Annotated in this window: 10 protein-coding genes; 6 read left to right on the top strand and 4 right to left on the bottom strand. The window is 41.0% G+C overall.

The genetic code is table 11. From position 1 onward, the window contains the following. The first annotated feature begins 10 nt into the window (after positions 1 to 10). Complete coding sequence (locus tag ACM0OW_RS02225) at positions 11 to 1,567, top strand: cytochrome P450 (RefSeq protein WP_414548385.1); 1,557 nt, start codon at positions 11 to 13, stop codon at positions 1,565 to 1,567. Positions 1,568 to 1,695: 128 nt separating this feature from the next. Here ACM0OW_RS02225 and ACM0OW_RS02220 read toward each other — a convergent pair whose 3' ends face one another. The 3 genes from ACM0OW_RS02220 to ACM0OW_RS02210 all read right to left on the bottom strand — a co-directional run bounded on the left by ACM0OW_RS02220 (position 1,696) and on the right by ACM0OW_RS02210 (position 5,760). Next, positions 1,696 to 3,084 carry a cytochrome P450 gene (locus ACM0OW_RS02220; RefSeq protein WP_414548384.1) on the bottom strand — a complete coding sequence of 463 codons (1,389 nt, stop codon included), beginning with the start codon at positions 3,082 to 3,084 and terminating at the stop codon, positions 1,696 to 1,698. A gap of 261 nt (positions 3,085 to 3,345) precedes the next feature. After that, complete coding sequence (locus ACM0OW_RS02215; RefSeq protein ID WP_414548442.1) at positions 3,346 to 4,803, bottom strand: alpha-amylase; 1,458 nt, start codon at positions 4,801 to 4,803, stop codon at positions 3,346 to 3,348. A 147-nt stretch (positions 4,804 to 4,950) separates the two neighbouring features. Continuing rightward, complete coding sequence (locus tag ACM0OW_RS02210) at positions 4,951 to 5,760, bottom strand: TIGR01548 family HAD-type hydrolase (RefSeq protein WP_414548383.1); 810 nt, start codon at positions 5,758 to 5,760, stop codon at positions 4,951 to 4,953. A gap of 189 nt (positions 5,761 to 5,949) precedes the next feature. Here ACM0OW_RS02210 and ACM0OW_RS02205 point away from each other — a divergent pair, with 189 nt between their 5' ends. The 4 genes from ACM0OW_RS02205 (at position 5,950) to ftsH3 (ending at position 10,015) form a co-directional block, all read left to right on the top strand. Next, on the top strand, positions 5,950 to 6,249 hold the full coding sequence (locus ACM0OW_RS02205) for a 30S ribosomal protein PSRP-3 (RefSeq protein WP_089092518.1): 300 nt from the start codon (positions 5,950 to 5,952) through the stop codon (positions 6,247 to 6,249). Between the two features lie 167 nt (positions 6,250 to 6,416). After that, positions 6,417 to 7,202, top strand: coding sequence for a hypothetical protein (locus ACM0OW_RS02200; RefSeq protein WP_414548382.1), 786 nt, complete (start codon positions 6,417 to 6,419; stop codon positions 7,200 to 7,202). A gap of 83 nt (positions 7,203 to 7,285) precedes the next feature. Further along, the gene (locus tag ACM0OW_RS02195; protein WP_414548441.1) at positions 7,286 to 8,059 is read left to right on the top strand and encodes an aminotransferase class IV; all 774 of its coding nucleotides are present in this window, start codon (positions 7,286 to 7,288) and stop codon (positions 8,057 to 8,059) included. 117 nt (positions 8,060 to 8,176) lie between these two features. Beyond that, positions 8,177 to 10,015, top strand: a complete 1,839-nt coding sequence (gene ftsH3 / locus ACM0OW_RS02190) for an ATP-dependent zinc metalloprotease FtsH3 (RefSeq protein WP_414548381.1) — start codon at positions 8,177 to 8,179, stop codon at positions 10,013 to 10,015. A gap of 1,484 nt (positions 10,016 to 11,499) precedes the next feature. Here the strand turns inward: ftsH3 and ACM0OW_RS02185 are convergent. Next, positions 11,500 to 11,991 (bottom strand): orange carotenoid protein N-terminal domain-containing protein, encoded by a 492-nt coding sequence (locus ACM0OW_RS02185; protein ID WP_414548440.1) that lies wholly within the window; start codon positions 11,989 to 11,991, stop codon positions 11,500 to 11,502. 485 nt (positions 11,992 to 12,476) lie between these two features. Between ACM0OW_RS02185 and ACM0OW_RS02180 the strand changes: the two genes are divergently transcribed. After that, positions 12,477 to 15,026 (top strand): proteasome protein, encoded by a 2,550-nt coding sequence (locus ACM0OW_RS02180; protein WP_414548380.1) that lies wholly within the window; start codon positions 12,477 to 12,479, stop codon positions 15,024 to 15,026. The last annotated feature ends 41 nt before the right edge of the window (positions 15,027 to 15,067 follow it).

Raw genomic sequence — 15,067 nt, 5'->3', positions numbered from 1 at the left:
AGTCAAATTTATGTTCCAAGAAATTGCTGCTCAGATAGCTTTTCCTTCTTTATTTCCATATTCAGTAACATTCTTAGGGTTTACTAGCGTAGTGGGAATACTTGGCTGGCGCTGGTGGAAACAAAAAAATATTTACAAATCCTTAGCATCCATCCCCTCACCGCCCCGAAACTGGCTGTTAGGAAATGCTCCACAAATATTAGCAGCAGTAAAACAAAAGAAATTTTTCCAATTATTGTTTGATTGGAGCCAGCAGCTAGGCCCGATGTATGTTTTCTGGGTTGGCTATCCAACTCTGGTTTTGAGTAAACCAAAAGTTATTGAAGAAACCATTGTCAATGGGATGAGAGACGGTAGCCTCATCAGGTCTAAGCGAGCGAGCAAAGCTTGGAACGACATCGGTGGTCCAATTCTTTTGGGTCAAACCGGGACTGAGTGGCAGTGGCGACGCAAGGCTTGGAACCCTGAGTTCAGTTCTAGTGGTATGTCCAGATATGTGGAAATTATTAGCCAAGCCTGCGAACAGGTAATTGAGAAACTCAAAGCAGCTCCACCACCAAAAGAAGTTCAGGTAGATCCTTTGTTTGTAGAACTAACAATGAGAGTGATTTCTTCTCTAGTGCTGGGCATTCCTGTGGATGGGAAAACTGCTAGTCCGGAAGGGCCACCTCTTGATGTTCTCAAGGTGTACGAAGCAATGTCTATTTTGGGATATCGGTTCTTACGCGTAGCTACTGGTGGCGAAAAAATATGGATGAAATATCTGCCAACTAAGAATTCACGAGATTATTGGGCAGCAAGAAGACAGTTAGAAGACTTCCTTTCTCCCCGTATAGAACTAGCTTTACAGATGAGGGAACAAAATAAAACCGATTTAGAACAGGTAAGTTCTTTGTTCCAAGAATCAATGTTAGTAAAAATAGCTGCCAAAGAACCAAAATATAATCGTGAAACACTAATAGCAGAAGCTATTGAACTTTTAATAGCAGGTACTGACACAACAGCCCATACTTTATCTTTTGCAGTTGCAGAGTTGGCTTTAAACCAAAAAGTTTTTCAGCAGGCGCAGGTAATTGTTGACCAAGTTTGGCAAAGTCGAGGTGGTATTAATACAGAAAACCTCAAGGAGTTGGCTTACATTCAGGCTATTCTCAAAGAGACTTTGCGCCTTTATTCAATCGCATCCGGCTCCACTTCATTAACAGCCCAACGTGACATGATGATTGAGGATCAGGTTATTCCTCGTGGGACAAAAATCTTCTGGTCAATGCTTGGGGCTGGAAGAGATCCAGAAATCTATTCAGATCCGGAAGAATTCTTGCCAGAGCGTTGGTTAAACAAGAATACTGAAAGTAGTCCACTGCCACTGATCAATTTTGGTTCAGGTTCTCACCGTTGCCTGGGAGAACATTTATCAATGGTCGAAGGAACGCTAATGCTATCACTACTGCTGCGCTACTTCGATTGGGAATTAGTCAATGGTCGTTCATCCCTGGAAAATTTACAGCAGAACCTTTTAATTTATCCAAGTGATAGAATGCCAGTGCGTTTTCAATTAAGAAATTAGAGGTCAAGCTTTCAGGCTTTTGTGATATATTTGCCAAAATCGAACAACAAAAATTTTTAGCAAGATTTGCTTAATGGGTATGGTGCGACTTAGCGCGACTTAGGCGATCGCACCACAACCCCATCGTTTTAAACTGAAGTAGTCTCAGGGACTAGCTGATTTTGCTGATGCTTCCCCTTCACAACCATCTGCACACCTCCTTTCGGACCGAACAGCAAACCTTTACGTATTGGTAGCACTGGTTGACTATTCGCCAATTCCATTTGCCAATTAGACAGCACTGTGGCTAACACTAGTTTCATCTCAAATAGGGCAAACGCCATACCAATACAGCGACGATTACCACCACCAAAAGGTATATATTCAGAACCGGAAAACTGCCTTTCTAAAAAACGCTCTGGCTTAAATGTCTGGGAATCAGGATATAAATCTTCCCGATGATGAGTTAAATAAACACAGGGGATTAATAACGTCCCTGGTGCAAACTGATATTCTCCAATTTGTAGCGGTGATTTGACCAATCGACTCAAAAGCAACATCGCTACTGGGTAAAGACGCAGTGTTTCCGAACAAACTGCATTCAAATAAGGTAAGCGAAAAATAGCATTAGGGTCGGGTTTTTCTCCCAAAGTGTTTAACTCTTGCAATAACTTCTCACGTACCTGCGGCTGATGGTGAATCCAGTACAAAGCCCAAGTCAGTGCTGTAGCAGTAGTTTCGTGACCTGCTACTAACAAAGTCATCAACTCATCACGTAATTCCACATCAGTCATCGGCTCACCCGCTTCATCACGAGTTGCCATCATTAAAGATAGAATATCAGTCCGGGATGAATCAGGTTGTGCTTTGCGTTCTTTAATCTCAGCATAAATCAGTTCGTCAATTTGCTGCCGTAAACGTAGAAACTCTCCCCAAGGACTCCACGCACCTAAATCTCGCCGCAGTGCTGGAAACATCAGCAGCATTGACCGTAAAATCGGTTTTTTGGGATTGAGAATGGCAATTAAAGCTTCCTTGATTTTTTCGTAACGTGGCCCTTCAGCTAGACCAAATACAGCCTTTAAAATTACTTGAAAGGAAATGGCTTGCATTGATGACAGCACAGAAACTGTTTCACCAACCTGCCATTTATTAGTTACTCCCTTGCTAATCTCACGAATTAACTCACCATAAGCCAGCATTCGTTCACCATGAAAAGGCGGTGTTAATAGCTTGCGTTGTCGCTGGTGAGGCTGACCATCTAGGGATAGTAGTGATTGATTTCCCAATAAAGGCGATTTAAACCCAGCTGCTGCACCAGAGTCTAAATATTTGGGGTCGGTGCTAAAAATCTGCTGAATAGCTTGAGGATTGCTGACGAATACTTGAGAAGTAAAAAGTGGTCCGACGCGGATGGTGAAAATATCACCATAGTTTTTAGCACAGTCTTCCATGTATTCCAAAGGGCTAGTCAGCCATCGGTATGTCTGTAGCCAAGGATGAATTTGGGGGCCATCAGGTAGTTGAAGTGCAGGCATTTTGATTATTTTCCCAATGATTTGGAGCAAGAATAGTATTTATTAGCCAGTAATTCATGCACCCATTGCTTGATCAATCTTAGCTAATTCGTAATTCGTAATTCGTAATTAAGAAAATTAGATTTTAGGGATTTCCATAATCAAGTAAGTTGCCCCATTTTATCCAACAATATTTGTTCTGTATCCCCCCTGCTCCCCTGCTTGGGTCTTTATGTAATTCAGGAAAGAGGTTTTTACCTTTTTCCTGACTACCTATCAATACTACTTTTGCAACCAGACTGAGACTGAACCACCTGGACAGAAGAAATTTCCCCATCCATCATTGTTGGTATAGACTATTTCCTGGATATGTCCGGTAGCGTCATAAAAAGCCTGATTGGGTCGAAACATATTCATCCACTTATTGCCGGCTTCGCTGTTGGTCATCACCACAGCCATTGCTCCTGGATGTTCACTGTTACCCAAGCGCGTCCAACCAATAGTATGAGGATGATCAAAGTAATCGTGTTGGTCGCCAAAACCGTAGTCTCTACGTGCGCCAAGAAACTTATCAATCAAGAAGCGGTGAGAGTGAAGGGTAGCATCACGTCCTTTGTCTTGATATTGCGCTCCATAATAGTCTGGATAAAAAACACAGGGATACCCTTCACGGCGCAGTAATATGAGTGCATAAGCTAGGGGCTTAAACCAAGGTTCAACAGGGGACTCTAGGGATTGACAGGGTTGTGTATCATGGTTGTCCACAAAGGTGACAGCTAAGGCTGGTTGTTCCTTCGCTAGGGTGCGGTCAAATATTGTCCGCATATCGAAACCGCTACCTTGACGACTAGCTTGGTGAAACTTGAAGTGTAGTGGCACATCAAACAACGACATTAGCCCTGTAGTAGCAGCAAGATAACCGTGCAGTTCATCGATATTTTGAGACCAATACTCTCCACAGCTAAACAGTTGTCGTTGACTAAAATGAACTCGCAGATGATTGAGCCAATCGCGGAAAAATGAGGAACGGATATGTTTAACAGCATCAATCCGAAAACCATTTACGTTTGTAGTGTCAACAAACCAACGTCCCCAATACATCAACTCGCCGCGCACGGGTTCCTCACCCATATGTAAATCATTCGCTAACAAATAGTCATAGTTGCCATGTTCGGGGCTGACTTCTGTCTCAAACTCTCTGTTTTTAATGCGGTAAAGCTTATCAGCCTTTTGAGTGCCTGCATTGTAAGACAATGAATCAAAACACCACCAATACCACTTCATACTGGAGTATTTATCTCCGCGACCGGAAAAGTGAAACTTCGTATAAGCATCAATTTCATACCAATCGCTGACTGGGCGGTTGCGGTCGTTCCAATCCATTTCTTGCGCCCAGATGCGTTCTGTTTCGTCTCCACCATCTTTATGATTGAGAACTACATCACCATAGATGTGCAAACCAGAACTTTGAGCAGTTTTAATGGCTTCTAAGTATTGCTCCCGTGTTCCGTATTTTGTCCGAACACTGCCTTTTTGATCGAACTCACCCAAATCAAACAAGTCATATACACCATAGCCGACATCATAACTGCCTCCACTGCCTTTGTAAGGTGGCGGCAACCATAAGGCAGTAAAGCCTGCATTAACTAGCTCGTGGGCTGTTTTATCTAGCTGGTTCCAGAGATTACCATCATTGGGATTGTACCAATGGAAGTACTGCATCATTACGCCGTTGCTCATGCGATCGCTTTCCTCTATGATTTGGTTTTCCAGATTGATCACAAAAATATCTGTTGCTAGGATAGGTGACTTTTGTCACACAACCAGCCATCACCCAAATTTTTTTATGTTTCAATGGCAACAGCATGAAGAATGAAAAATGTAAAATTAATTTTTCCCAACTTCCCGGAATAATTCGGCTATTTTGACTGGATTGAGTTCTTGGACATTACTTAAAACTATGGCTGCACCTGCTGCTAATAGTGTCTGAGTATAAACATCACTATGGGCGGCTGTGTCCTGGACGTGAGGCGGTAAAATCCCCACACCAATCAAATTACGGTGAGGATTCATTTCTCGCGCCTTCCTGACGGTATACATATCAGCTACGGTATCGCCTACATAGATAATTGCTGAGTTATTATTTATTTCTGTCTCTAACAAGCGAATAGTGGCAAAAAGTCCGGAGGGGTCTGGTTTACCTGGTGCATCTTCCATCGCAATTAACACGGGTGACTGTAAACCCAGACGTTTGTGTAAAACATAAGTAGCAGAACCACGGGTAGCACCACTGAAAAATCCCCAATAAATTCCTGATTCTGTGAGTTTTTCTAAATAGCTGGGCTGTAATAATAAAGGTTCATCACAGATATACCCATTCCAATTGTCTGGGTCTGTGCCTCGATAACGAGATTGAAAAAAGGCAACAATAGTTTTGTAATCTAGTTGCAACTGCTGGCGAGTTTGTCCCAGAGATTCAAAGTGACGATAAATAAATTCTTGGGAAGCTTCCCAATCATTATTCCAAAGTCCTTCAGATTTTAGCTGGTCAATATCTCCTGGGGTGGGACGATAGGCTGTGTTGGTAAAATGCTCTACAGTGTCCGCCAGCGCTCGACGATAGGAATTGCCGACATCGCGCACAACGCCGTCAATATCGAAAATTACAATTGGGTTTAGGGAAGATTTTTCGGTCATGGAATTGGTTGAACAAAGGAACTTTTAAATTTTAATCGGTGATGGTTGAACAATTTGCAACCACTATTTGGTCATCAGGTGAAGTATTGAGTTAAAATAAGCGATCGCACAGCATATACAGTGGGCATCATTTCCACCCGTGCGATTGGCAACTTAGTATTAATCCCCAGATATCCCTCGGAGGTATGATTGACCCAATTTATTCTTAAAATCCTTTGGTTAGACGAAAACGTTGCCCTAGCAGTCGATCAAGTCGTAGGCAAAGGCACAAGTCCTTTAACTAAGTATTTTTTCTGGCCTCGAAATGACGCTTGGGAAGAGTTAAAAAAGGAATTAGAGTCCAAACACTGGATTACTGATGTAGATCGAGTCGAATTGCTGAATAAAGCCACAGAAGTAATTAACTACTGGCAAGAAGAAGGCAGAAGACGACCAATGGCAGAAGCTCAATTGAAGTTCCCTGAAGTTGCCTTCACAGGTAGCGCTTGAAGATTGCAACATTCTGAGTGTTGAGTAGTATAATATTTTGAAATTAGCAGCGCCCCAGGCGCTGTTTTTAATCAGCCTTTACGAGTGCGGATTGAATAAAATATTATTAACCTCACCCCCAACCCCTCTCCTTAGTAAGGCGAGGGGAGTATTGGAGTCAACTAAAGATGTTATTTTTATCTCGTCGAGCTTTAATTACACCTTTGGTAGCCTGTTTGTGTTTGTTGGGAGTTAGCTTGATTCAGTTTCCTCAACTCCAGACTTTGTTAAGAAGCAAACAAGATATCTCTTTAGATGTTCTAGAAAGAGAAATTAACGCGGAAAGTGTGCGGCTAAATTTTCTCAAAAGAATGCCCAGCTTTGGTTATGATAATCTCATCGCCAACTGGGTTTATCTGGGTTATGCACAATACTTTGGTGATGAAGAAGCTCGTGCTAAAACAGGTTATCGCCTCAGTCCAGAATATTTTGAAATTGTTTTAGAACAAGACCCACGCTTTTTAGCAGCTTATTTGAGTCTTTCTACCAGTGCTTCTATGTATGCTGGGATGCCAGAACGCTCTATAGAAATTATGGAGAAGGGTTTACAGTCTCTGTCTCCCTGGGTTCCTCAAAGGTCTTATTATGTGTGGCGTTATAAGGGAATTGATGAGTTATTGTTTTTAGGAGATACTAAAGCTGCTCAGGAATCTTTTGCCACGGCGGCAGAATGGGCTAGTAATTTTTCAGATGATGAGAGTCAATCAATTGCTGCGAGTTCTCGGCAAACTTCTATATTTTTAAGTCAAAACCCTGACAGTAAAACCGCGCAAATATCCGCCTGGGTAATGGTATTAAATAATCAAGTTGATGACAAGACTCGTGCTAGAGCCATTAGCGAAATTGAGGCTTTGGGCGGAAAGGTAACTATTACCCCGGAAGGGAATAGAATTTCATTCCCGGAACAGGAGTGAATAAGAGGCAAGGGGGCAGGGTGCAGGGGGCAGGGGGGATAATTCAGATAAGGACAAAGAGTTTTATATAGTAGGTTAGTGTTATTTATTGGTATAACGGCAAACTGATAGAATCCCAAACTCTGGAATTAGATATTAATGATCCGGGGTTACTTTTTGGTGCAACTGTATTTACAACGGTGCGCGTTTATGGTAATTGCCTGGATAGTAGTTTAACTAATTGGGTGGCACATTGCGATCGCCTACTTGGTTCAATAAAATCTTTTGGTTGGCGAGAACCACATTGGCATCTGGTGCGTCAAGGTGCGGAAATTCTGGCGGAACGTTTCCCGATTCTGAGAATTACTCTGTTTGCTGATGGACGTGAGTGGATAACTGGAAGGTTATTACCACCGGATTTAATCGCTAAACAAAAACACGGCATTACCACAAATTTGGCATTATCCAACTTTTATCGTAGTCTTCCTTCTCATAAAACTGGTAACTATCTGAGTGCTTGGTTGGCTAAGACTCACGCCCAACAGTTAAATTCTCAGGAAGCAATTTTAATTGATGGTATAGGCAATTGGCTAGAAACTACCACAGGGAACCTTTGGGGATGGCAGAATGGTAGTTGGTGGACTCCACCATTAACAGAGGGAATTTTGCCAGGAATAATGCGATCGCAATTAATCAAGAATCTGCCCACAGTTCGGGAGTTACCTTGGGGTGCGGAGTTAGTGCGGGGATTTGAAGCGATCGCCTACACTAATAGTGTGGTGGAAATTATCCCCATTCATACCGTTGTGCAGCCCACAGGGTCGCTACAATATAATCCCTACCATTCTAGTTTTTTACAAATAAGGGAGCTTTTTTAACATGACAGCCGCACCGTTATGTTATACCTTAAGATAAGTTAACATAATTCTTAATAATGCCCTCTCATATCAGAGAAGCTACGCTAACTCACAAAAAATACAGGAGGATAGACCTCAGTGAATAAAAGATGGAGAAATGCGGGGCTGTATGCGCTGCTATTTATAGTTGTCATTGCTCTAGGAACAGCATTCTTTGACAAACAACCTCAAACTAGAGAGACATGGCGATACAGTCAATTTATTCAAGAAGTTGACAAAGGCAGTGTAGATAGAGTCAGTCTGAGTGCAGACCGTTCTACAGCACTTGTTACCTCCAGAGATGGTGACAAAAAGGTAGTAACCTTAGTTAATGATCCTGATTTAATCAATAATTTGACTGAAAAGGGCGTTGATATTGCTGTTCTGCCCCAAACTGACGAAGGATTCTGGTTTAAAGCACTGAGCAGTTTATTTTTCCCTGTATTGCTTCTGGTGGGTTTATTCTTCTTACTACGTCGCGCTCAAAGTGGTCCGGGAAACCAAGCCATGAACTTTGGCAAATCCAAAGCCAGAGTGCAAATGGAGCCACAAACACAGGTAACATTTGGCGATGTCGCTGGTATTGACCAAGCCAAGTTGGAATTAAACGAAGTCGTAGACTTTCTGAAAAATGCTGACCGCTTTACCGCAGTTGGAGCCAAAATTCCTAAAGGTGTCTTATTAGTTGGCCCTCCTGGTACAGGTAAAACCCTCCTCGCTCGTGCTGTAGCTGGTGAAGCTGGTGTACCATTCTTCTCAATCTCTGGTTCTGAGTTTGTGGAAATGTTCGTTGGTGTGGGTGCTTCCCGTGTCCGCGATTTGTTTGAACAAGCTAAAACCAACGCTCCTTGTATCGTATTTATCGATGAAATTGACGCTGTAGGTCGTCAACGGGGTGCAGGTTTAGGTGGTGGTAACGATGAACGGGAACAAACCCTCAACCAGTTGCTCACCGAAATGGATGGTTTTGAAGGTAATACAGGCATTATCATTATTGCCGCTACCAACCGTCCTGATGTTTTAGATGCAGCTTTAATGCGTCCCGGTCGTTTTGACCGTCAAGTAGTTGTAGACCGTCCTGATTATGCTGGACGTAGCGAAATTCTCAAAGTTCACGCCCGTGGTAAGACCTTAGCCAAGGATGTGGACTTAGATAAAATTGCTCGTCGGACTCCTGGTTTTACAGGTGCAGATTTATCCAACTTGCTCAATGAAGCAGCAATTTTGGCAGCACGGCGCAACTTAACCGAAATTTCAATGGATGAAATCAATGATGCCATTGATCGAGTCTTAGCTGGGCCAGAGAAGAAAGACCGGGTAATGAGCGAGAAGCGCAAAACCCTAGTAGCATATCACGAAGCTGGTCACGCCTTAGTTGGTGCTTTGATGCCCGACTATGACCCAGTACAAAAAATCAGCATTATCCCTCGTGGTCGTGCTGGTGGTTTAACTTGGTTTACTCCTAGTGAAGACCGGATGGATACAGGTTTGTATAGCCGTTCTTATCTGGAAAATCAAATGGCTGTAGCTTTAGGTGGTCGTTTAGCTGAAGAATTAATCTTTGGTGATGAAGAAGTTACCACTGGTGCTTCTAATGACTTGCAACAAGTAGCCCGTGTAGCGCGTCAGATGATTACTCGCTTTGGGATGAGCGATCGCTTAGGGCCAGTCGCTCTTGGTCGTCAGCAAGGTAATATGTTCTTAGGCAGAGATATCATGTCAGAGCGTGATTTCTCCGAAGAAACTGCTGCGGCGATTGATGAAGAAGTGCGTAAACTGGTGGATGTAGCTTATATACGAGCTAAAGAAGTATTAGTTAACAATCGTCACATTCTTGATCTGATTGCGAAAATGCTGGTTGAAAAAGAAACAGTAGATTCCGACGAATTGCAAGAAATTTTGACAAATAATGATGTTAAAACTGCTGCTTTTGCTTAATTAACTTTGGTTGCAGTTTAACTTAATTTGGGGTAGTTCTGGGTTTTCCAGAGTTACCCTATTTTTTTGGGCAAATTAGGATTAAGCTGACCTAATACTTCTACTTCAGTCTAACGAAACATACTTTCTACTGCTGGCTGACTGTTGAATTGCGCTACTTGATTCACCAATCGTACTATTAATTCAACCTCCAAAGGTTGCCATTCACGAATATTACTGCATTGGTGAGCAATCAACAAACTCCAAAACAAAAAAAATAAAAATATCCGAATTACAATTACTACTTTAAAGTGTGAAAGAAGAAATATATGAGAACTTCATCAATGAATTTAACAGTTTATTTTATTGAAAAATTTCCAGGAGACATTTTGAAAGGATTAGGTTGGATCAAGTTAGATTGTGACATAGCCCAAAGATTACCAATTCTTGTTAAATATAATCCAATACAGTTCAGTTAAGCAATTGGTGAGAATTTATGAAAAAATGCCCACAGGCGCGGGCATTAAGTAGGCTTTCTGTCACTTTATTGGCTACAATCATGTTTTATCATGATGTTTTTATTTTTCTCTATTCCCAATAATAAATCAAGCTGAGAAAACTACAACTTTAGACATAAATCATGAAATTATATCTTTTTATTTATCTATCTAATAAACAAGAATACCAGAGCCAATAGATGATGTTTGTGGTAGTCGCCATCTACAATTTTTGTATAATTGAGATATCGATAAAAATTTTCCCTTTAACTAGCATCAAAATAGTCTTGCTGATCAATCTTTCTCAGACTCAATTTACCTATTTATGTCCATTGGGCTTGAGACTTTTACCAAATTTTCTATTAAAACTATAAGTGTGGTCAGGTTGAAAACCCCAGGAATTCCCAGTTCTGGGGTTTTACTTTTTTTCAACTAGTAAAGCCAAAAAGAACATATTTCATAGATTATGAATCATGTGTAAAACTAAATAATTATTTTGTTCAGCTATAAATTACTCAAGTCTTCCTGAATACCTGCTGCAAAATTTCCAGGTAACTAAATCTACATTGGGCAAAATTTGCTAGTTATTAATATCACTAATTAGCTAATTCAAGTTCAATCAAAATAAAAATTACTACTGCAAAAATCAATATATTTAAATTAGCCATAAGATAGATGCAATTAGTTATGCGATCGCCTTATATTATGGAATATAAAACAAAGAGCGTTATTTACGGCTTGAGGGTGTATCTGCTATATATAAGTGAGTAAGCTAAATTAATTAAAATTATTGCTATTTTTTGTGTTCTTCCTAGATAAATAACCCAATAGCCAGTAGGGTGTGTTATGCCGTAGGCTAACGTACCCTTCTTTATTTTCGGTGCTACTAGATGCTATATATTTTATCGCAACCGCCCAGGAGGTTAGGACTTTTCACGTTATGTGGAAAAGCTAACTCGAAACCTAACTCGAAACCTAACCCCCTTCCCTGGTAGGGAAGGGGGAAAATTAAATTTCTGCTCCGGCTTTCGGTTCAGCACCCATAGGCGAAACGTAATCACGGAAAGCGTTAATCTGTTGTTCAAAAGGTAAGGCTTTGATTTTATCCAATAGTCTTTGAGATGCAGATGAAAGCTGATAACCAGCAGGTAAAGGAATAATTCTACCACTCTCCATCTCTTGCGCTAATCGATACCAAAATAAAAGTTTTGTGGTATCACTCAAAGAGCCATATTGACGGCTAATTTGAGTGTCCTTTTTGGTAATTATGTCACGCTGAACTTGCAATTGTTGTGCGTGGCTCAATTCTTTAACTTGATTGAATAAACCCTCAGCGATTTCTGGGGAAACAGTGCTGGCTTCAGGGGCGGCTGGTGTAATGGAACTTCCCATTTCTTGGTAAATGAACCAAAACAAAGCTAACTGTTCATCTATATCTAAGTTTCGCCATGATTGGACACATTCACGAATATTGGGATCGCTGGTTTGGGTATAGGTCATAACAATTGGCTTGGTCATTAATGAGTTTCGTTAATAACCCTATCAAAAGCATATCCGCGACTGAACCCCACTGAAGACAGATGTATCTAAACCAGAGAGTAGAACAATGATAAAAAGAACAGACATTAAACAGTTACTCACAGATATTCAGGGGGTATTCCTGTGGTTTAAGTAATATACCAAAGGTTTAGATCCCCGACTTCTTGAAGAAGTCGGGGATCTTTGTCTTTTCTACTGAGGTTTAAATGACATTAACGAAGTAAATGATACTTCTGGGCAAGAAGATTTATTTTTGATTTTTTATCTTTCCCAGATAAGCATCCGGTTAAGAATTGTTTAAGTCAGTAAAGTTAAATCTATCCCTAGTAATAAATAATTTAGGAATGAGGCAAAATGTGATAGCAATAAGTTGTATGAATATCTGCTATTAAGAATTTTTTATGTTATAAAACTCACAGAAATTGATGCCAGAGGAAAAAAATTTTATGGAAATAGAACAATTGGATTGTTTTAAAGAGTACGGCGAATTTATTCTGCAAAAACTGGACTCAGTACCCCAGTCCCCTTCTAAACAAGAAGATTGGATACCTACTAGCCTGGATGACTGTCTGGTGCGCCTCCGGGAAGCTGCTGAGAAAACTGTAGAACTCGCCACATCTCCAGTCAGAATTGGGGTAATGGGAGAATTTAGTAGTGGCAAAACTTTACTTTTGGGTAGCCTGATTGGTTATGCTGATGCTTTGCCCATTAGTGAGAACCCAACTACAGGTAATGTTACAGCCATTCATCTTGTGCCGCAATCAGGCTTTGCTACGACTCAGGCAAATAATTTTCGGGTAGAGTATCTTTCTCACGAAGGCGTAAATGAGTGCCTGCAATTCATGTTACAGGAAGCAAGCCGCCGAACTACGGCTGCTGGACTTGCACCTATGCCTCTATCAAAATTAAATACTGGCAAAGATATTCTGAATTGGTGCGAAGACACATGGAATATTAGTAAAAACTTAGAATTACGTTATTTACTGCGAGAGTTGGTATTGTTCCTGCGTGCCTATCAAGCTTATGGGGAAGCTATGTGTGGTGGACACTACCAAATTGATGCTATTACTGCCCATGAGGGGCTACAACTGATTGAACAGCCAATGGCTATCCAAAGTATTCGGTTTGAAGATTTGCCCCCAGCACATATTCGATTACCTAGCCCACCCCAGAGACTACCTACTAAGCTGTTACAGAACAGTTTCCCACTGATTCGTCGTGTTGATATTGAGGTACAAATATCACGAGAAATTTGGGATTTGGGGGGGGCTTCAGAATTTGTGCTGTTGGATTTTCCGGGATTAGGGGCGGCGAATTCTGGTGCTAGAGATACCTTTTTGTCACTGCGGGAATTAGCAGAAGTACAGACAATTTTAATCCTCTTAAATGGTAAAACGCCGGGAAGCGATCGCGCCAATAAAATCTTCACGATGATGCAGCAGCAGCGCCCAGGACAAGACCTCAAAGATTTAATTTTGGTGGGGGTGGGTCGTTTTGATCAATTACCTTTAGATAGTGAAGGTTGTGAACGAGAACTTGACCGCTTAATTGAAAGTAGTAGACTTTTGGAGGAAGAAGATGTTTTCCGCAAATTGAAAGTTTTGCAAACCACCGTTGACGCTGCTAGTGCATTCACTACCCAACAAGACCGGATTGTTTTATTATCGCCATTACTAGGGCTGGCTGAGTTAGCAAAACGTTCTAGTGCAGTCAAAGCAGGTTCACCAGAATTTTTAGCTAACTTAGATTATCCTGATTATCTGGAACGGTCGAAGCGATTGCAACAAAAGTGGGAACTATTAAGTACACGTCTGTTAGAATCTGATCCACGCAGTCATTTAGGCAGACAATTGAGTTATTTTGCTCAAGATGGTGGTGTTGCTAAACTACGAGAATTAATTCAAAATCATGTTGCTAGTCATGGACTCAAGCAACTTTATCAAGACACTCAAAGGGCTGCCGATAATTTACTGCAACAACAAGAACATCTCAAAAACATTATTGCCGCAATTCATGAACAAGGCATTCCCACCGCAGATAGTCAGGATTTAATTGAGTTTCGGGCTGCTATCGAGAACTTAGATAAAACTTATCGGAATTTTCAAAAAACTTTAGGGAAAGAACCACTCAAAGACCGTCGGGGAGATGTGGTTAGCGATGTGGTAAAAGACGAACTCACATTTAAAATTCTTAATTGGAATGAATGGACTTTACTATTTAATAAAGCCAACAATGGTAATATCACAATTGCCGAATTTAAAGGTGCAGCCGGCAAGCTATTTGATCGAGGCAATAGAGTGAATAGTAGTCTACCAACGAAAAGTGAAGATTTTTATCCACCTTTTGCCAAAACTGTCAAGGAGTTAGAAACTTTTGCACGCGATCGCATTCATCAAGCTGTGGTAGATTTATTAAGTCAATTATCGCATCATATAGCCGCAGAACGCGATCATTTACAGGCTAATCTTTCTTCAGAAATGGAACAAGAAATTGAAACAAAGTTTGGTATTGAAGAAGCTGATATATTTTACAAATTACTGTTAGGATGCGACCCTAATCAATGGCAAGAGGCAATTATATCAGAAATTAATAGTAAAGAACAATCAATTTCACCGGAAATTATGTTTCCCTTGGCGCGTAAAGATGAAAAACACAATATTGGGCAAATCTTTGATTGGTCTCCTGAAAAAAGTTCAGATTTGCCCAGAACAGGTAATCATCAACTTTTTGTATTGCGACTGCGAGATGAAATAATTGCTAGTGCTAGTCTGCATCTGGTGCAATACGTGAGTGAAATCAATCAACAGGTGAATGCTGAATTAGAAGGCATTTTAGATCAAGTTATTCCGACTCTGCAAAATCTTTCTAAAAAGGAAGCTTTACTCAGACATATTGCTGCGGGAGATTCTCCAGATAAGGTTGCTGTTCCTACTTGGTTGCAAGTTCTTTCTAAGGTTTCTACAAGTTCTTATACGGATGATAATTTTTTGGTTTGATTAGTTGGGGTGATTAGTTCTGGATGAGAAACGAACTGCAT

The sequence above is a fragment of the Anabaena sp. CCY 0017 genome, from assembly GCF_963920885.1.
Taxonomy (GTDB): domain Bacteria; phylum Cyanobacteriota; class Cyanobacteriia; order Cyanobacteriales; family Nostocaceae; genus Nodularia.
Note: the sequence above shows the minus strand (reverse complement) of the source record. Positions and strands in the feature narration are given on the sequence as shown.